10 protein-coding genes are annotated in these 15,268 nt (G+C 45.4%); 6 read left to right on the top strand and 4 right to left on the bottom strand.

All coding sequences use genetic code 11. The features are described from left to right. The first annotated feature begins 7 nt into the window (after positions 1–7). The 3 genes from QUB44_RS20645 to QUB44_RS20635 all read left to right on the top strand — a co-directional run bounded on the left by QUB44_RS20645 (position 8) and on the right by QUB44_RS20635 (position 2,552). Positions 8–370: a cupin domain-containing protein gene (locus QUB44_RS20645; protein ID WP_333163759.1), complete on the top strand. Its 363-nt coding sequence runs from the start codon at positions 8–10 to the stop codon at positions 368–370. A gap of 680 nt (positions 371–1,050) precedes the next feature. Continuing rightward, positions 1,051–1,932 (top strand): ChaN family lipoprotein, encoded by an 882-nt coding sequence (locus QUB44_RS20640; protein ID WP_333370330.1) that lies wholly within the window; start codon positions 1,051–1,053, stop codon positions 1,930–1,932. Between the two features lie 38 nt (positions 1,933–1,970). Continuing rightward, a complete protein-coding gene (locus tag QUB44_RS20635) occupies positions 1,971–2,552 on the top strand; it encodes an NAD(P)H-dependent oxidoreductase (protein ID WP_333370327.1) in 582 nt (193 codons plus the stop codon). A gap of 508 nt (positions 2,553–3,060) precedes the next feature. On the opposite strand, the gene QUB44_RS20630 is transcribed toward QUB44_RS20635, so the two are convergent. Both QUB44_RS20630 and QUB44_RS20625 read right to left on the bottom strand, forming a co-directional pair. Further along, positions 3,061–3,891 carry an inositol monophosphatase family protein gene (locus QUB44_RS20630; protein ID WP_333167565.1) on the bottom strand — a complete coding sequence of 277 codons (831 nt, stop codon included), beginning with the start codon at positions 3,889–3,891 and terminating at the stop codon, positions 3,061–3,063. 93 nt (positions 3,892–3,984) lie between these two features. After that, entirely contained in the window at positions 3,985–5,418 is a 1,434-nt protein-coding gene (locus tag QUB44_RS20625) for a BCD family MFS transporter (RefSeq protein ID WP_333167563.1), read from the bottom strand. A gap of 141 nt (positions 5,419–5,559) precedes the next feature. Here QUB44_RS20625 and QUB44_RS20620 point away from each other — a divergent pair, with 141 nt between their 5' ends. Then, positions 5,560–6,504, top strand: a complete 945-nt coding sequence (locus tag QUB44_RS20620; protein ID WP_333370382.1) for an aldo/keto reductase — start codon at positions 5,560–5,562, stop codon at positions 6,502–6,504. Between the two features lie 227 nt (positions 6,505–6,731). Beyond that, positions 6,732–7,247, top strand: coding sequence for an isoprenylcysteine carboxylmethyltransferase family protein (locus QUB44_RS20615; protein ID WP_333370325.1), 516 nt, complete (start codon positions 6,732–6,734; stop codon positions 7,245–7,247). 145 nt (positions 7,248–7,392) lie between these two features. On the opposite strand, the gene QUB44_RS20610 is transcribed toward QUB44_RS20615, so the two are convergent. Beyond that, the gene (locus tag QUB44_RS20610; protein WP_333370323.1) at positions 7,393–9,798 is read right to left on the bottom strand and encodes a carotenoid oxygenase family protein; all 2,406 of its coding nucleotides are present in this window, start codon (positions 9,796–9,798) and stop codon (positions 7,393–7,395) included. Further along, entirely contained in the window at positions 9,795–13,298 is a 3,504-nt protein-coding gene (locus QUB44_RS20605; RefSeq protein WP_333370321.1) for a WD40 domain-containing protein, read from the bottom strand. Before QUB44_RS20605 ends, QUB44_RS20610 begins: the two co-directional genes overlap by 4 nt. Before the next feature lie 499 nt (positions 13,299–13,797). Between QUB44_RS20605 and QUB44_RS20600 the strand changes: the two genes are divergently transcribed. Continuing rightward, entirely contained in the window at positions 13,798–15,165 is a 1,368-nt protein-coding gene (locus QUB44_RS20600; protein ID WP_333370319.1) for a glycoside hydrolase family protein, read from the top strand. Positions 15,166–15,268: the final 103 nt, after the last annotated feature.

Raw genomic sequence — 15,268 nt, 5'->3', positions numbered from 1 at the left:
GGAAAAAATGCTAATTCAAAAGCTAAATGCCTGCGATGAGTTTATTGCTGGCGACGGTACTCAACTGCGAGAATTGCTGCATCCAGACAAACAAGCTGTGGATTTGCGTTACAGTTTAGCCCACGCCGCTTTGCCACCGGGACAAACTTCTGCGCTGCACTCCCTGACAACTTCTGAAGTTTATTACATCCTCAGTGGCGTTGGAGAAATGCACATCGACGACGAAAATCAATTCGTGGAAGCCGGAGATGCAGTTTACATTCCCCCAAACGCCAAGCAGTTTATTTACAACTGTGGCACAGAGCCGCTAATATTTATTTGTATCGTCGATCCCGCGTGGCGGAAGGAAGACGAGACAATTTTCCAGTAATATCATGTCCTATCGAGCGATTAAAAGGGCGGGTTTTTGAGATTGTCAATTATTGACCGATATTTTTCGTGAACCCGCCCCTACCGTATTAGGGGTAATCGACGGGAGATAATATAATTTTCTAGTTTTTCTCCTTTTATGCTCGTTACCTGGCTCTGCCCGGTAACGCATATCTAGAGGCTCTGCCTCTACTGAAAAAAAAACATCACAAACCGAAAATCTTTTTTAACAACAACTTTAACAACAACAGCACCCAGCCATATGTACCGAGTGATTTCCTCTTTTTTCAACTTCGATGTGGAGTTGCAATAATCCTCGGATTCAGTTGCATTGCTCCCCTCTAATTAGTTGAGGAAGTATCAGCTTTGTTGGTGGGTGCTGCTATTGGTTTTTGATGAGACAGATGTGAGATTAAACAGCGTTTTTACTCCTTAGATTCTATTGTGAACTTCGCTGTGGTATCTAGAGGTTGTATCTGTCAGAGAAGCTTTTTGTTCGCTTCATATTATTAATTTAGCACCTTATTCTAGAAGCGCAAGTACCTGCAACTAAACTTTACATTTTTAGAAGTAACCACGGATAATTATGAACTTAAATTAAGCATTGAGCTTTCTAGCTGCTCAGCTAAAATAGTAGAGTTCGGCTGTGCTTGCTGCTGCGAGAAACGACATAATATTTGTATGAAAACAACCAAACTCATCAAGCTGTGCGCCTTATCGCTGAGTATCTTTCTACTGTGCAGCAGTGCAGTGACAGCGCAAACCACGGCGAACCCTCAACCTGGGCAAACTTACACGAACCAAGAGATTCTACAACAGTTGGTAAAGGCAAAAGTCGTGTATCTGGGAGAAACCCACGATAGCGCAGAAGACCACCAAGCTCAACTGGGGATTATCCGAGAAATGCAGCGGCAAAATCGGAAAATTGCGATCGCGATGGAAATGTTTCAGCGTCCCTTTCAAAGTGCGATCGACAATTACTTAGCAGGTAAACTGACTGAACAGCAATTAGTCGAGCAAACAGAGTACGATCGCAGATGGCGCTTTCCCTGGGAATCTTACGCCCCCATTTTGCGGTTTGCCAAAGAAAATCAACTACCTGTCCTCGCCTTAAATACACCATCCGAAGTAACGAGAAAAGTTGCCAGTCAAGGTTTAGAAAGCCTCACAGCCGAGGAAAAAAAGCACATTCCGCCAATATCCGAAATTCGCACCGACAACGCCGAATATCGGCAACTGCTGCTAGAAGTTTTCCAGCAACACCAAAAGGCAGGACAGGGAAATAGTACGGCTTTTGAAAGATTTTTGCAAGCCCAAGTTTTGTGGGACGAAACTATGGCGGAAAAAATAGCTGAATTTGTCAAAGCAAACCCCGACTATCAAGTTGTGGTGTTGGCGGGGAAAGGACACATTATTTACGGTTACGGCATTCCCAGTCGCGTCGAGAGGCGTTTGGGTGTCGGGAATGTAAAAATGCGATCGGTTTTACTGAATTCCAGTGACAATCCTGTTTTGTCGGCAGATAGACCCATTGCTGACTTTGTTTGGAATCACTCTGAATAGTACAATTATACGCGGAAGCAATAATTAGGAAAAAATCAATGACAAACAGACCAAAAATACTTGCATTTGCCGGAAGTACCCGTGAAGGATCATATAACAAACTGCTGGTAAAAGTTGCGGCGGCTGGGGCTACTGCGGCGGGCGCAGAAGTTACTTATGTAGATTTGCGCGATTTGCCGATGCCGCTATTTGACGAAGATTTGGAAGCAAGAGAGGGAATGCCAGAAAACGCCGGTAAATTGAAGGAATTGATGGTAGCGCATGACGGGTTTTTGATAGCTTCCCCTGAGTATAACAGTTCAATTACGCCTGTGTTGAAAAATGCGATCGATTGGGTATCGCGCCCAGCACCGGGTGAACCGGGATTGGTGGCATTTACTGGCAAAGTAGCGGTAATTATGAGTGCTTCCCCAGGGGGAATGGGCGGTTTGCGGGGATTGGTTCATTTGCGATCGATCTTGGGGAATATTAACGTATTGGTACTCCCGGATCAGAAAGCAATTCCCCAAGCTTTTGAAGCATTTAATGCTGACGGTACGATGAAAGATCCCAAACAGCAGGACGCTGTTGAGAATCTAGGTGCTAAGTTGTCTAATGTGCTGTCGAAATTAATCGCCTGAAGCAATAAATTCATTTGGCAGTAGGGACACAGCAATGTTGTGTCCCTATCCTAGTATCTGTTATTTCGCTGGCTGCATCAAGTGCGATCGCAAACCGCAGACTTTTCCGAGTTTCTTCCAAGGTTTATTCTTGTATCTTCCCACAGGATAACTCTTCGACCTAGCCACTATACAACTCATCTACTTTTTCCAACACCGCAGTCAATCTATTTACCCTTGTGGCTCTACTTGAAAACCGGTATAATTTTATTTCCTACAGATAATAGGGAGTGGAAAACTTACCACAAATTGTACCAGCACCGCATCACCCGATCGACGTAAAATAAAACCACCCGATCGCAGATTGGCAGAAATAGACAAGAGTAGACATACTTAAACCATCGGTCATCGGTCGGTATATTTCTTCCAAACAGCACGGCAGGCGTGGGAGACTCCTCCGTTACGCCTGCCTTGCAGTTTTATTTAATAATTGTTCGATTTCCTACGTGATAGCTTCGATTCACCTAAATTACCCCATTTTTTTCTTCTTCCAAGCCTCCACAAACGGCAAAAACACCGATACCAACTCCTGCCGGTTCATCACCAAAGTCGGATAAGAAATCCTGCCGTAATTCTTCCCCACTTCCAGCGGAAAAATCCCCTGGGATTCCAGAGGCAACCAAACCGCACCCGCAGCCTTCACAATTACCCAACTCCCCGCAATATCCCAAACTTTTGGAGTCGCTTCCACCCCTCCCATAGCCACACCCGAAGCCACGGTCAAAAAATTGTAACTAGCCATGCCCAACATCCGAACTTTACTCGGAAGATGAGGCCCGATTCCCACACTCCGCGAACACAAATTAAAAAAATGATTGCCACTCATTTTATCAGCAGTCGGCCGAATTTGCTGCCCGTTTAAAAACGCACCTTGAGGCATATTGTCAAACACGCCGCCCGCAAAATCAGGTGCAAAAAAACCGTAAAAAGACTGATTAATTGGCGGCAAATGCACGTAGCCAAAAACCGGAGTTCCACGATACAACAAACCCAAAGAAATACCCCAAATCGGAATTCCCCTAGCAAAATTAGTTGTTGCATCCAAAGGATCAACAACCCAACACCATTCAGTATCGGGGAAAACGTGTTCGCCCTCCTCACTTAAAATCCCGTGACTAGGAAAAGCAGATGCGATCGCACTTCTAATCTCTGCATCCGCCCAATTATCGGATTTCGTAACCAAACTGCCGTCATCCTTTTCATCCGCTTGCGCGGAACCGAAATCTTGCAACAACTGCTGTCCGACTCTCTCGACAGTAACCCGTGCAAAACTTAAAATAGAATCCCAAAAATTAGTCATTAGTGATTGGTTATTAGTTATTGGTTATTGAATATTGGAACTAACAACTGCCACAGCCCAACTGACGACTGACACCTGCCAACTGACAAAACCTCAGTCTAATTCATTTTCAAGAATAGTGGCGATCGCACTTTTAGCATTATCCTGAAACTCCCGAACATCCACCCTACCCAACAGCCAAACAGCCAGAATCATACCCACCGCAGGCACAGCAAACACCAACCCATAAGCCAACATCGGCACCCCAAACAAATTTCTGCCCAAATCCAAAATAGCACCGCCACTAATCGTCGCCACACCCCGCGCCATCGCCTGCGACAAACCCCAAGCACCAATAAAAGTCCCAGCAGTTTCCGCAGCAGTCAAATCCAACATCAAACTCAGCGCACCAGTCGTCGTAATACCCGAAGCTAAACCAAACAACATTAAAGCCGATTTAAACACAATTGGATTTCCTGTGAATCCCGATAAAATAATCAAACCTAAACAAGTCGCCACCGACAAACAGCCCAACCTAATCGTATTTTGCTTGCCAATTCGGGGCACAATAAAAAAACCAGTAGTACCCAAACCGATCAGAGTACCAGTACCGTAAATCGCATTCAACCGCGTAGTTTCCGAAATCGACATCTTAAAAATTTCCCCGCCGTAAGGTTCCAAAACCGCATCCTGCATAAACAAACAAATTGTCATAATCAGCAGGAAAGTAAAAAACAAACCGGTTTGGCGGCTAGCAGTCAAAATCCGCAGCGCACTTCCCAGAGTAATTTTATCTTCTCGATTCACTGCGATCGATCGCACCCCGTACCGCGAATACTTTTTCTCAACCCCAAATGTCGCAATCCCCACCAACAGCAAAACCAGCGCCGGCACCTTCACAAACAAACCATTAATCGAAGCCTGCAACACTTCCCGTGGCACATCCCCATCAATTTGCTTCAGCAAACCGCTGCTAACAATCGCCCCGATAATAATACCAACCATCAGCATCGACCACACCACACCCACCAACTTCGATCGATCCTCCTCATCGGAAACATCCACCAACAAAGCAGCAAAAGGAGTCGAACTCGAACAAATAGCAATACCGTAAAGCGCAAAAATCAAACCCAACAAACCCACCCAACCGTAAGTAGGAGTAGTCCACCCCACAGCCTCCAAACTGCTACCCAAGCGCCACATCACCTGCACCGCCAAAAAAGCAGAAATCACAAACAAAACCCCGCCCATCCACACATAACCCGTGCGGTGATGGCCAAACAAAGGCTTAGCATCAGACATTTGCCCGAACCACACCCTAGCCGGCGCCACAAACTGGTGCATAGCCAGCGTACCAGCCACCACAGTAGCGGGAATCGCCAACTCTTTAATCATGACGCGATTGAGCACCCCCAGGGTCAAAATCGACATCATGCCCAATCCCATCTGAAACAAACCCAACCGGAACATAGTCAGCAGGGTAACTCTCTTGATAGCAGGAGTCGCGGAATCTGTTAATCTTGAATCTGGCAAACGGTCGATCGACATAACTACTCAAATAAACACATCATTTGCATTTATAGTAACTGAGATATCGCCACCCGCCGCCTTTCCTCCCTCGGCTAGAAGCTCGATCGCGACTATTTATAGAAAAATAATAGAGAATAAAGAATTGTGGATTTACCAACCGTGACAACCATTACCCTAGGACAAAACGGCCCAGCCGTCATTCCCCTGTGCGTCGGAACTTGGGCTTGGGGCGACAAACTATTTTGGAACTACGGCAGCAACTACGGCGCCGCCGAAGTCGAAGCAGCATTCAAAACATCCCTAGACAGCGGAGTCAACTTCTTCGACACAGCCGAAGTCTACGGTAACGGCTTGTCAGAAGAATTGCTGGGGCAGTTTATCAAAAAAACCACCCAGCCCGTGCAAATAGCCACCAAATTCGGCCCCGTACCTTGGCGGATTACAGGAAAATCTGTTTCCGAAGCCTTGAGTGCCAGCTTAAAACGCTTGCAAGTAGAACAAATAGCCCTCTACCAAGTGCACTGGCCCTTCACTTTTTTACTCAGTCAAGAAACCCTGATGAACGCCTTAGCCGATGAAGTCAAACAAGGCAGAATTCAAGCAGTAGGAGTCAGCAACTATTCAGTAGAACAGATGCGCCAAGCCCACAAAATACTAGCAGCAAGAGGCGTTCCCCTAGCAACAAATCAAGTCCGGTACTCCTTGCTGTCGCGGCAAGTAGAAAAACAAGGAATTGTGAGTGCAGCGCGCGAATTGGGCGTCACAATTTTAGCTTACAGCCCCTTAGCCCAAGGATTGCTTACCGGCAAATACACAGCCCAAGAACCACCTACAGGAGCCCGCAAAATGGACTCCCGCTTCAGCAAAAGCGGCATCGAAAAAATTGAATTAGTCATGTCTACCCTGCGGAAAATGGGCAGAAAGCGCGATCGCACGCCCGCCCAAGTTGCCCTAAACTGGTTGATATGCCAAAACGGAGTCATCCCCATTCCCGGCGCCAAAACCGCCAAACAAGCCCAAGAAAACGCAGGCGCTTTAGGTTGGAATTTGAGCCAAGATGAAGTCAATCAATTAGAACTAATGACACGTCCTTGGCGGGAATAAATTTGTTAATTGTTGACTGTTGAATGTTGACTGTTCGCTGTTGGCTGTTCGCCGTAGGTTGGGTTTTACTTCAGTCTACCCAACCTACAGTTCACTTTCTTCTCCCCTCTTCCTTCTGCCCTCTCCCCTCTTTCCTCTTCCTTCTCCCTTCTTCCGACGGACATCGGACTGACATCCGTTACATCCGTGGAGCGAATCCGTTGCCGAACTTCCTTCTTCCTTCAATTATGAAAATTTTAACAGACTGGGGTTTCACGCGCGAAGGCTGGCGCAAAAACAGCCGCGGCGAATATTTAGTTTTGCTGCAAGGAGGATTGCTCACAGCATTTACAATCTTGCCAGTTTATCAACCGCCGGGATTCAAAATCACATCAACTCAACTAATTTATCTGAGCTGGATTATAGCAACTATTCTCGGTTTAGGCGCATTAATTTTAATTGTCAAAGGGCTGAGAGATTTGGGAAAAAACCTCACACCTTTACCCTATCCCAGAGAAGATGGAGAATTAATCCAAACAGGCATTTACGGAATAGTACGGCATCCGTTGTACGGCGGGTTAATTTTAGCAGCTTTCGCTTGGACAATTTTTCAACTTAGCCTATCGCACTTAATAGCTACTGCAATTTTACTGATTTTTTTCGACATCAAAGCCCGTCGCGAAGAAGCTTGGCTTAGTGAAAAATATTCCGAGTATTCTGAATACCGCCAACGAGTCAAAAAATTAATTCCGGGAATTTATTAAAAGTTGAGGGCAAGCTCATCTAATCCGGTTGCATCGTAATTACTTAACGCGGTCATCGCAATTAGCAATTATATCATATCAAATCCGTTAGTATCGAAATGATTCATCTTTCTCTTCTGGAGACTCAGTACGCTCTGGGGTTTGATCATTCCGGTGACACCGGATTTGATATAATATCCTGGACGCTCGATAAAGGGTTAATCTTATAGTCTTTTTGTTGCAAAAGCTCTGTTGCCTTTAGTTCTTCAATTTGCTCAACAAAATAATCATAAACAATGTCGTTGAATAACTCAAAAACAATGCTGTTAGCTTTCTCCAAACGAGATTCGTAGTCTTTGCGAACGGATTTTCTGCGTAGATGTTGGCGAACGCTGCGATCGGCATACCGTTCTCGTTGGCGATCGCTACGAATATCCTTCATCCAGGTTGTATGTAGCGTTAGTGCCAAGTTGAGTGGCTTTCGATCGGGGGGAGCACTTAAACGATAAATGGGTTTTTGAAAGCTGTCGGCATGAAATACCCAAAATTCATCACAAGCTTTGGTCTCGTTATTTGGATCGTCGGATAGAACAGTACAAACGATGAAGCCGTGTGTGGATGGATCGTTCCCGTTTAATGGTTCAGAACTAGGAACGAATTGAGGTGAGGAGGCAAAATATCCTGATGGAAACTGGAAGGCATCTGCAATACTCATTGTTTTAGTATCGATTCGCAGTAAAGTCAGGGGCTTATCTCGATTAGGAAGATTCTCGATCGGAATCGCTCTATATTCTCTTGATTTATAAGCATCATAAATTTGCTGTGGAACTAACTCCCAACTGAATCCCCAAGTAATCCAGTAGATGTTTTTAACTTGCGTTTCTGAGTTATTAATATCATCCCGGCAAAGTTCGCTATGGGTATAAATTGAAGGAGACCACGTTGCTTCAGTATCCCGAAGAACTTGCATTGTTTCAATTTCACCGTTGTCGCCATCAATGACATACTTTGCTAAGGCTCCCAGGTCGGTCGTACCAACCTGTATTCCTTCTAAATCGGAGCGAAAACAGGGTTTTCCTGGAACGGAAAGATCGTATTTTGTAATCCACTGAGTTACATCCCAACCGTTAGGATGTCCGACATGAAGGGTAATTTTTCCATCGGGATTGCTGTAATCAGCAGCAAAATGGGAAATCTCGTAGGGCAAAATGATTTGCTTTGCAGGTAGAGGTGAAGGTGGCTGATTTTCCTCTTGTTCATCTGCGCTTTTATCCCCACAAACAAAATAGGGAGAACTGTCTAAATCTTCCCGCTTGACAACATACAAAATTCCTTGAGGTAAAGGCAGAATATCTCGGAGAAATTTTGCGCGAAGACCTGCGCCTAGCGCCCATAATTGTCGGAAAAAATATTTTTTTAGGAATCCCAAAAAGAAAGGTGAAAAAATTTGAGAAAACTCCATCTTGAATGCAATATCAGCAAGGATAATGAAGCGTTCTGTAATGGCAATTTGATGCAGAGACTGTTCGACGATCGCAGGTTGACCTTTTTGCGGACCATCTGCAAGAACTAAACGCCAGCGCTTGAATCTGGGTTCTTGAGATTTTCCAGATCGATCGTTATATAAATCTACTTCATCATCTGACTTCGAGCCTTCACTCGGAAAGCGGTAGTAAATTAAGTCAGTGAATCGTCCGAACTGTTCGTTAGCATTCACTCCACTTTTAAGAAATCGATTGAGTTGGTCAAATATCCAATTAATGGGTTTTCGATATAGCCCGTTGTATCCTGTTGAGTAGTTAGTCGTAAAGATACCAACTTCAGGTTCTGCGGTTTTATCTGTTTGGGTGAAGTCAACAACAGGATGGGCGGAATTAATGTATACGTCAAACGGATAGCTGCGAAATACTGAAGAAATAAGTTGAGAAACAATTGGCAAGATGCCTATCCACCGATCGGTCGATCCAATGGGGGCAATCAGTTCTAACGAATCAGGATCGATTTCATAGGGACGACCTGCATCGATCGTGACAATTAAGCGATCGCCAACTCGCAGAAACGCCGTATTGAGTTGATTCCTACCTCCCAAAAGGAAGCTAAACCGGCTGGGTCCTCCATTCCGAAAAGCTGCAAAGTAAGACCAGAGACTATATTTTTTGGAAAATGCAGTTTCAGGCTGCCAGAGGGCGCGATCGCTGGCTGGAGTAAGGGCAAGATCGGCGTAGTAGCAGGGCGTTTTGGCAATTCGGGTTTTGAGAATTGCTCGATCGCGCTCAAAGCCCAAACGATACATCATGCCATCGCCCGTGAATACTGCTGTACCATCTTCTTGAGGTCGATCGTCAGCTTGAAACAAAGCACCCACAACAAAAACATAACCGTGCAATCCCGCAGGTAGTTTAACTGCATCTCCCTCAGCAGCGAGTTCCCAATCTTCTCGATCGTTCTTGACATACTCTCGAACGAACAACGCCAAATCTGTAATTTCATCTCGATTAGCTTTAATTGCAGATCGAGGTATAAAGTTTTTCCTACAAGGTTCGCCAATGAATCGTGCTTGTTGTGGCTTCATATTGCTCCGAGTTCTCTCAAGTTTGCTTCCTGTGCTAAAGTCAAGCCCCCGATTGCAGCGATTTGCATTCCTTCATAGGGACGTTTGGGTTTTAGCACTGCCAAACAAGTTTCAGTTGGCAAATCCCAAATCCGGATGGATTCATCTTCACTGGTACTAATTAATTGGCGACCGTCAGGACTAACTGCAGCAGTCCAGACCCAATTGGTATGCCCTTCTAAAGTCTTCAAGCATTCTCCTGTTTGACTGTTCCAAACTTTAAGGGATCGATCGGAACTAGCACTGGCAACGGTTTGATTGTCAGAGAAAAACACCGCACTAAAAACCCATCCTTGATGTCCTTGCAGGGTTTGAAGGCATATTCCGGTTTGAACATCCCAAATTTTTAGCGTTCGATCTAGGCTAGCGCTAACGAGTCGATCGCCTTTGGGGTTAAAGGAAAGCGTTCCCACTCGTCCGTTATGTCCCGTTAGGGTGGCGCAGCATTCTCCTGTGGAAACATTCCAAAACTTAATTGTAGAGTCATCACTGCCGCTGGCAAGCGTGCTGCCGCTGGGATGAAAAGCAAGTGCAGGGATGCGATCGCGATGCCCGGTTAAAGTAGCAAAACAAGTTCGATCGTGCCATCGCCACAGTTTAATGGTTCGATCGAAGCTGCTGCTAGCGAGAATTTCTCCACCCGGACTGAACGCCAGTCCCCAGACTTCATCTCGATGCCCTTTCAAGACAGCTACACATTTCTGCTGCCGCCAGTTCCAAACTTTAACAATCGCATCCTGTCCGCCACTGGCGAGTAACTCGTTATTGGCATGAAAAGCTAGCGATGCAATGCCGGTTGCATGGGCTTTCAATTCCTGCAAGCATTGGCGATCGACACAATTCCAAATCCGCAATGTTTTATCCTTATGTCCAGTAGCAAAAAACTGACCGTCTGCACTGAGGGACAAAGGTCGTACCCAATTGGAGTACCCTGTTATTGTTGTTAATCGATGCCCAGTTTTAATCTCCCAAAATGCGATCGTCTGATCCTCGCTGCCCGTAGCTATGGTTTCTCCATCGGGACTAAAGACCGCCCTCCATACCTGGATCTGATGCCCGCCTAAAGAACGCAAGCACTCACCCACAGTAACATCCCAAATTTTTGCAGTACAGTCTGCACTAAAGCTTACAAGTAATTGTCCGTCAGGACTCCAATTTATCCCCCAAACCCAATTCGTATGCCCCTCTAAAACTCTGACGCATTGCCAATCGGAAACGCGCCAGATCCGGATGGTGCGATCGAAACTCGGGCTGGCTAACCACAGTCCGTCAGGGCTAAAGTTTAAGCCCGTTACGCAGTTGGTATGTTCGGTTAGAATATGCAAACGTTGCCCTGTTTTAAAATCCCAAATGCGAATCGTTTTGTCAAAACTTCCACTGGCGATAAGACTGCCGCAGGGACTGAAATTAGCAGCGATGACAGGGGCACCATGTCCTTCCAAAATGCCCAGATAGGTTCCATCAGTAACATTCCACAATCGAATGGAGCAATCTGCGCTGCTGCTAGCAATAACTTGTCCGTCAGCACTAAACGTAACGCCGTAGGCGCTATCGCCATGTCCGCGAAGAGTACGCTGACAGATTCCTTTTTGTAAATCCCAAATTTTCACGGTGCCATCATCGCTGGCGCTAGCGAGTAGTTCACCTGTTTGATCGAACGCAATATTTCGCACCCAGTTTGTGTGACCTTGCAATGTCAGAAGATGCTGCCTATCTGTGACTTGCCATATTTGAATTTCGCAATTCGTGCTGCTTGTAGCTAATGTTTGCCCGTCTGGGCTGAACTGGATGGAAAGGATGCCTCCGAAGGTTTGATTAAATGGCGAATCGATGAACTCAGAGTGCGAAAAGTTGACATCGTGCAACTCAATTTCTTGCAGAAAAGCTTGGCGAATCACTAAGTTAGAAAAGTCATATCCCGAAAGGTTCAAGTTGAGAGAACGATAGAGATTGAGCAAATTCCCTGCTGCGTAGCCGAGTTTCAGTTCTTCTTCGCGCCGTACCACTTGTAACAAAGTATCCAATCGCTGGCGCAGAGATGCTTCGGTTCGGAAATGTTTTTGTAGTTCTTTAATGAGGGGGTCAAGAATCAATCGTGTTTGCGATTCTCTGATAAAATCCTTTGCCTGAGCTTTGATTAAAGCAACTTTATTAAGCAGTGATAACCGACCTGTTTTAATTTCTTGAAAAACTCGTTCTAGCAGTTGATTCGTGACATATTCCATCACTACGGGTTGCAGGGTGAAATAGCCCGATCGTTTTTCAATTAGAGAACGACGTTGCAGTGAATCTAGTGCTTCCAGTAGCTCTCGGGCGATCGCTGTCGGGAAAAGGTTTTCGCGCAGATCGCCTAGCGGTGTCCAATCGCGTTCAACCGCCAACCAATACACGATCTGTTTTTCTAAATCGGTCAAGCGATCGAACTGTTCGCTCAACAGTTTCCAGATATCTCCAAAGAGAAGGATTTCTTGTCTGAGTAATTCAGCAACATTGCCATCAAAAAATTCCTGAAGGGTTGTGGCAATAACGTTCAGTGCCAATGGATTGCCTCCGTACCGTCCAATCAGGGGACTTAATTCGGCTGCTGAACCAGAGTAGCCTTTGACTTCAAAAACTCTATATCCTTCTACTTGACTTAAACCGTTAAGCCGCAGCGATCGCACGGGAGATTTGGGTCCTTCTAGCTGAACTAACTCAGCAGGCTTTTCTCGGCTAGTCAGAACCATACAACTTTGATGCTGTGTTTCTCCAATACATTTCAGTAGCGATCCGTAGCTTTCATACCCACTTCTATACTCTCCTGCTTGAGTTCCTTCAAGAAGGATTGTCTCGCAGTTGTCTAGAACTAATAAACACCGCTGCTGCAAGCAGTCGAGTAGATTTAAAATTTGCCCGTCCAATGTTTCAGGTAATTTAGCAATTGGGGTGGGACTGAGAAACTGAATCAAATCGACCAGGAGATCGTCTAAGGGCGGGGCATTTCGCAGCGATCGCCAGATTACGAGATCGAAGCTTTCTTCGATCTGGCTGGTTAATTTGACGGACAAAGTTGTCTTGCCAATTCCTCCCACCCCAAACACCGCAACTAGCTTGCACTCTTCCTGAAGTACCCACTGTGTTAGCGTTTCTAACTCCCGTTCTCTGCCGAAGAAAACGGAGATATCGGGCGCACCTCTTAAGTCTCTAGATCTTTTAACAGCATCTCTACTTGGCTGCGGGCTAACGGTTGCTGAAGCATCAAAATCCATCTCGGCGATCGCTTGACTGTCTACGGATAGCCTCCGACAGATTTCTTCAAAAACTGCGCGATCGACTGGTTTTCCCGTCAAAAAATTGACAACGGTAGAACGAGCTAAACCCAGCTCCTCGGCTAGCGCTTGCTGGCTGAGAAAGCCGTTGCGCCTAACCGATGACTTGACCAATCCTATGCAATCCGGGCGAACTTTGAGCGATCGTGGCATATCAAATTTTTAATCTAGTCACATTGTAGATGAAATCGCTCAAAAGTCAGCCTAACTCAGTCATTCTCAGTCTTGAACTCAGTCAGCACTCCTGTTTCATTAGATTATCGCCACTGATACCAATCACCTAGGCGAATTACAAGGGGTTGAAAATAGATTTCTAACTCCCTGTAAAGCTTCAAAAACTTCCCATCCAGGAGAACAAATTTTATGAAACGGTTTCTTGCGCTCATGTTTGCAGCTCTCGTTTTGGGTCCTTCTACCACGCTTATAGCAGGATCGATCGTAATCAACAGTCAAAAGGCATTCGCTTATCGGATAGGCGACCATACACCACGCCCTTATCCGACTGATAGCCCTAGAACTCATACGGGGTGAAAACGCATTGATGCAAATTCCTGAGATTGTGTTTGTTTAATTCCCTCAACTTTGGAGATAGTTACCATGAATTCACTTCAAAGTAAAACCTAATTCAAAATTGTGAAACTCAAGGAGAAATATGAAACCTTCTAACGAATGCTTTGCACTTATTAAACAGTGGGAAGGACTCCATAAAGAGCTTCCTGACGGACGGATTCAAGCATACCTAGACCCTGTTGGGATTTGGACAATTGGTTATGGCTCGATCGAACATTTGGATCTCAACAGACCGATTTTCTCGGGTGATAATATCACCAGAGAAAAAGCAGAGCGATGGTTGCAAATTGAGATTGCTGAAAAAGCAGAAGATGTCGATCGATTGTGCAAATTTAAACTCAAACAGTGTATGTTTGATGCCTTGGTTTCCTTCACTTACAACATCGGCATAGGCGCATTCAGCGAGTCAACTCTATTGCGAGAGCTCAACAAAGGCAATTATGAAGGAGCAGCCAAGGAGTTCGATCGTTGGGTACATGGTGAAGATAATGGTACAAAAAGACCTCTGCAGGGATTGATCAATCGTCGAAACGACGAAGAAGCTTTATTTCAGCGCGATGGTTTTTTAGGTTTAGATATAGCAATAGGCTTTGTGATAAAGCCAGCAGATTTGGCTCAACCGCCGAAGCGAATATTGCCTTATAAACCTGCTCCCCTACCGTTACTGTTCGATCGTACCCTAGAAAAAGGACTTGTTGGAGAAGATTGTTACATTCTCAACTGCGCTCTAGCGGGACTCAAATTTCTGCGTTTGGGTTCTCAACCTAACGAATTTACTGACATTACTGATAGTGCAGTCAAGCTTTTTCAAACCCGCGAAGTTCTCAGCCGAGTTGATGGAAAGGTAGGTCCAGAAACGAGGAGGGCTATCGAGAATGCTCTCAAGCGCGCGCGCAAAGAGATATCTGTCAATTCATCTGGAATAGATGGGGGTGTATACTGCCGTCTCACACGCACGCGAGGAGAAGCCTACGAAGGACTTAAATTGTGCAAACTCGACTTCGTAAATCCTCAAGGGAATGTAGTTGTTGATTCATTAAAAGTTATTTCTGGTTTAGCGAGGGCTCAGAACTTTTTAATGTGGGACGATCCGGAAAGTCAACCGGGCAATCTGGCACCTATTCCACAAGACAATTACTACATTTCGGATATCGATTGGGCAGGTGGCAAAGACAATTACCACGCTGCACACCCGATAAATGGAAATGGACTCGGGCCTGTATGGGTACCTCTTGTTAAATCGAAAGAGCGTTATGAAAGTTGTCGGCTAAATGAGATTGGTTGTCGAGATGCCTTCGGCTTTCATGCAGATTGGAACTGGATTCAAAGTGGTATAAGTCCGGGTAGTGAAGGCTGCGTGTGTGCTACTACAATTGATGATTTGAAAAAACTTGTGGAATTGCTCCGCAAGTACGATCCGCGCCTGTTAGTTGTGGACTGGGGACTGTAGATATTGTTGGTTAGGGTAGAGTTTCATCGGGTGCATCTCACTTTGGCGAATGTGTCAAAAAAGAGTTAAAATGAAAAAGCTAGTAAAATCGTTAAATAAATAT

It is taken from the genome of Microcoleus sp. AT3-D2 (assembly GCF_036705715.1).
Taxonomy (GTDB): domain Bacteria; phylum Cyanobacteriota; class Cyanobacteriia; order Cyanobacteriales; family Microcoleaceae; genus Microcoleus.
Note: the sequence above shows the minus strand (reverse complement) of the source record. Positions and strands in the feature narration are given on the sequence as shown.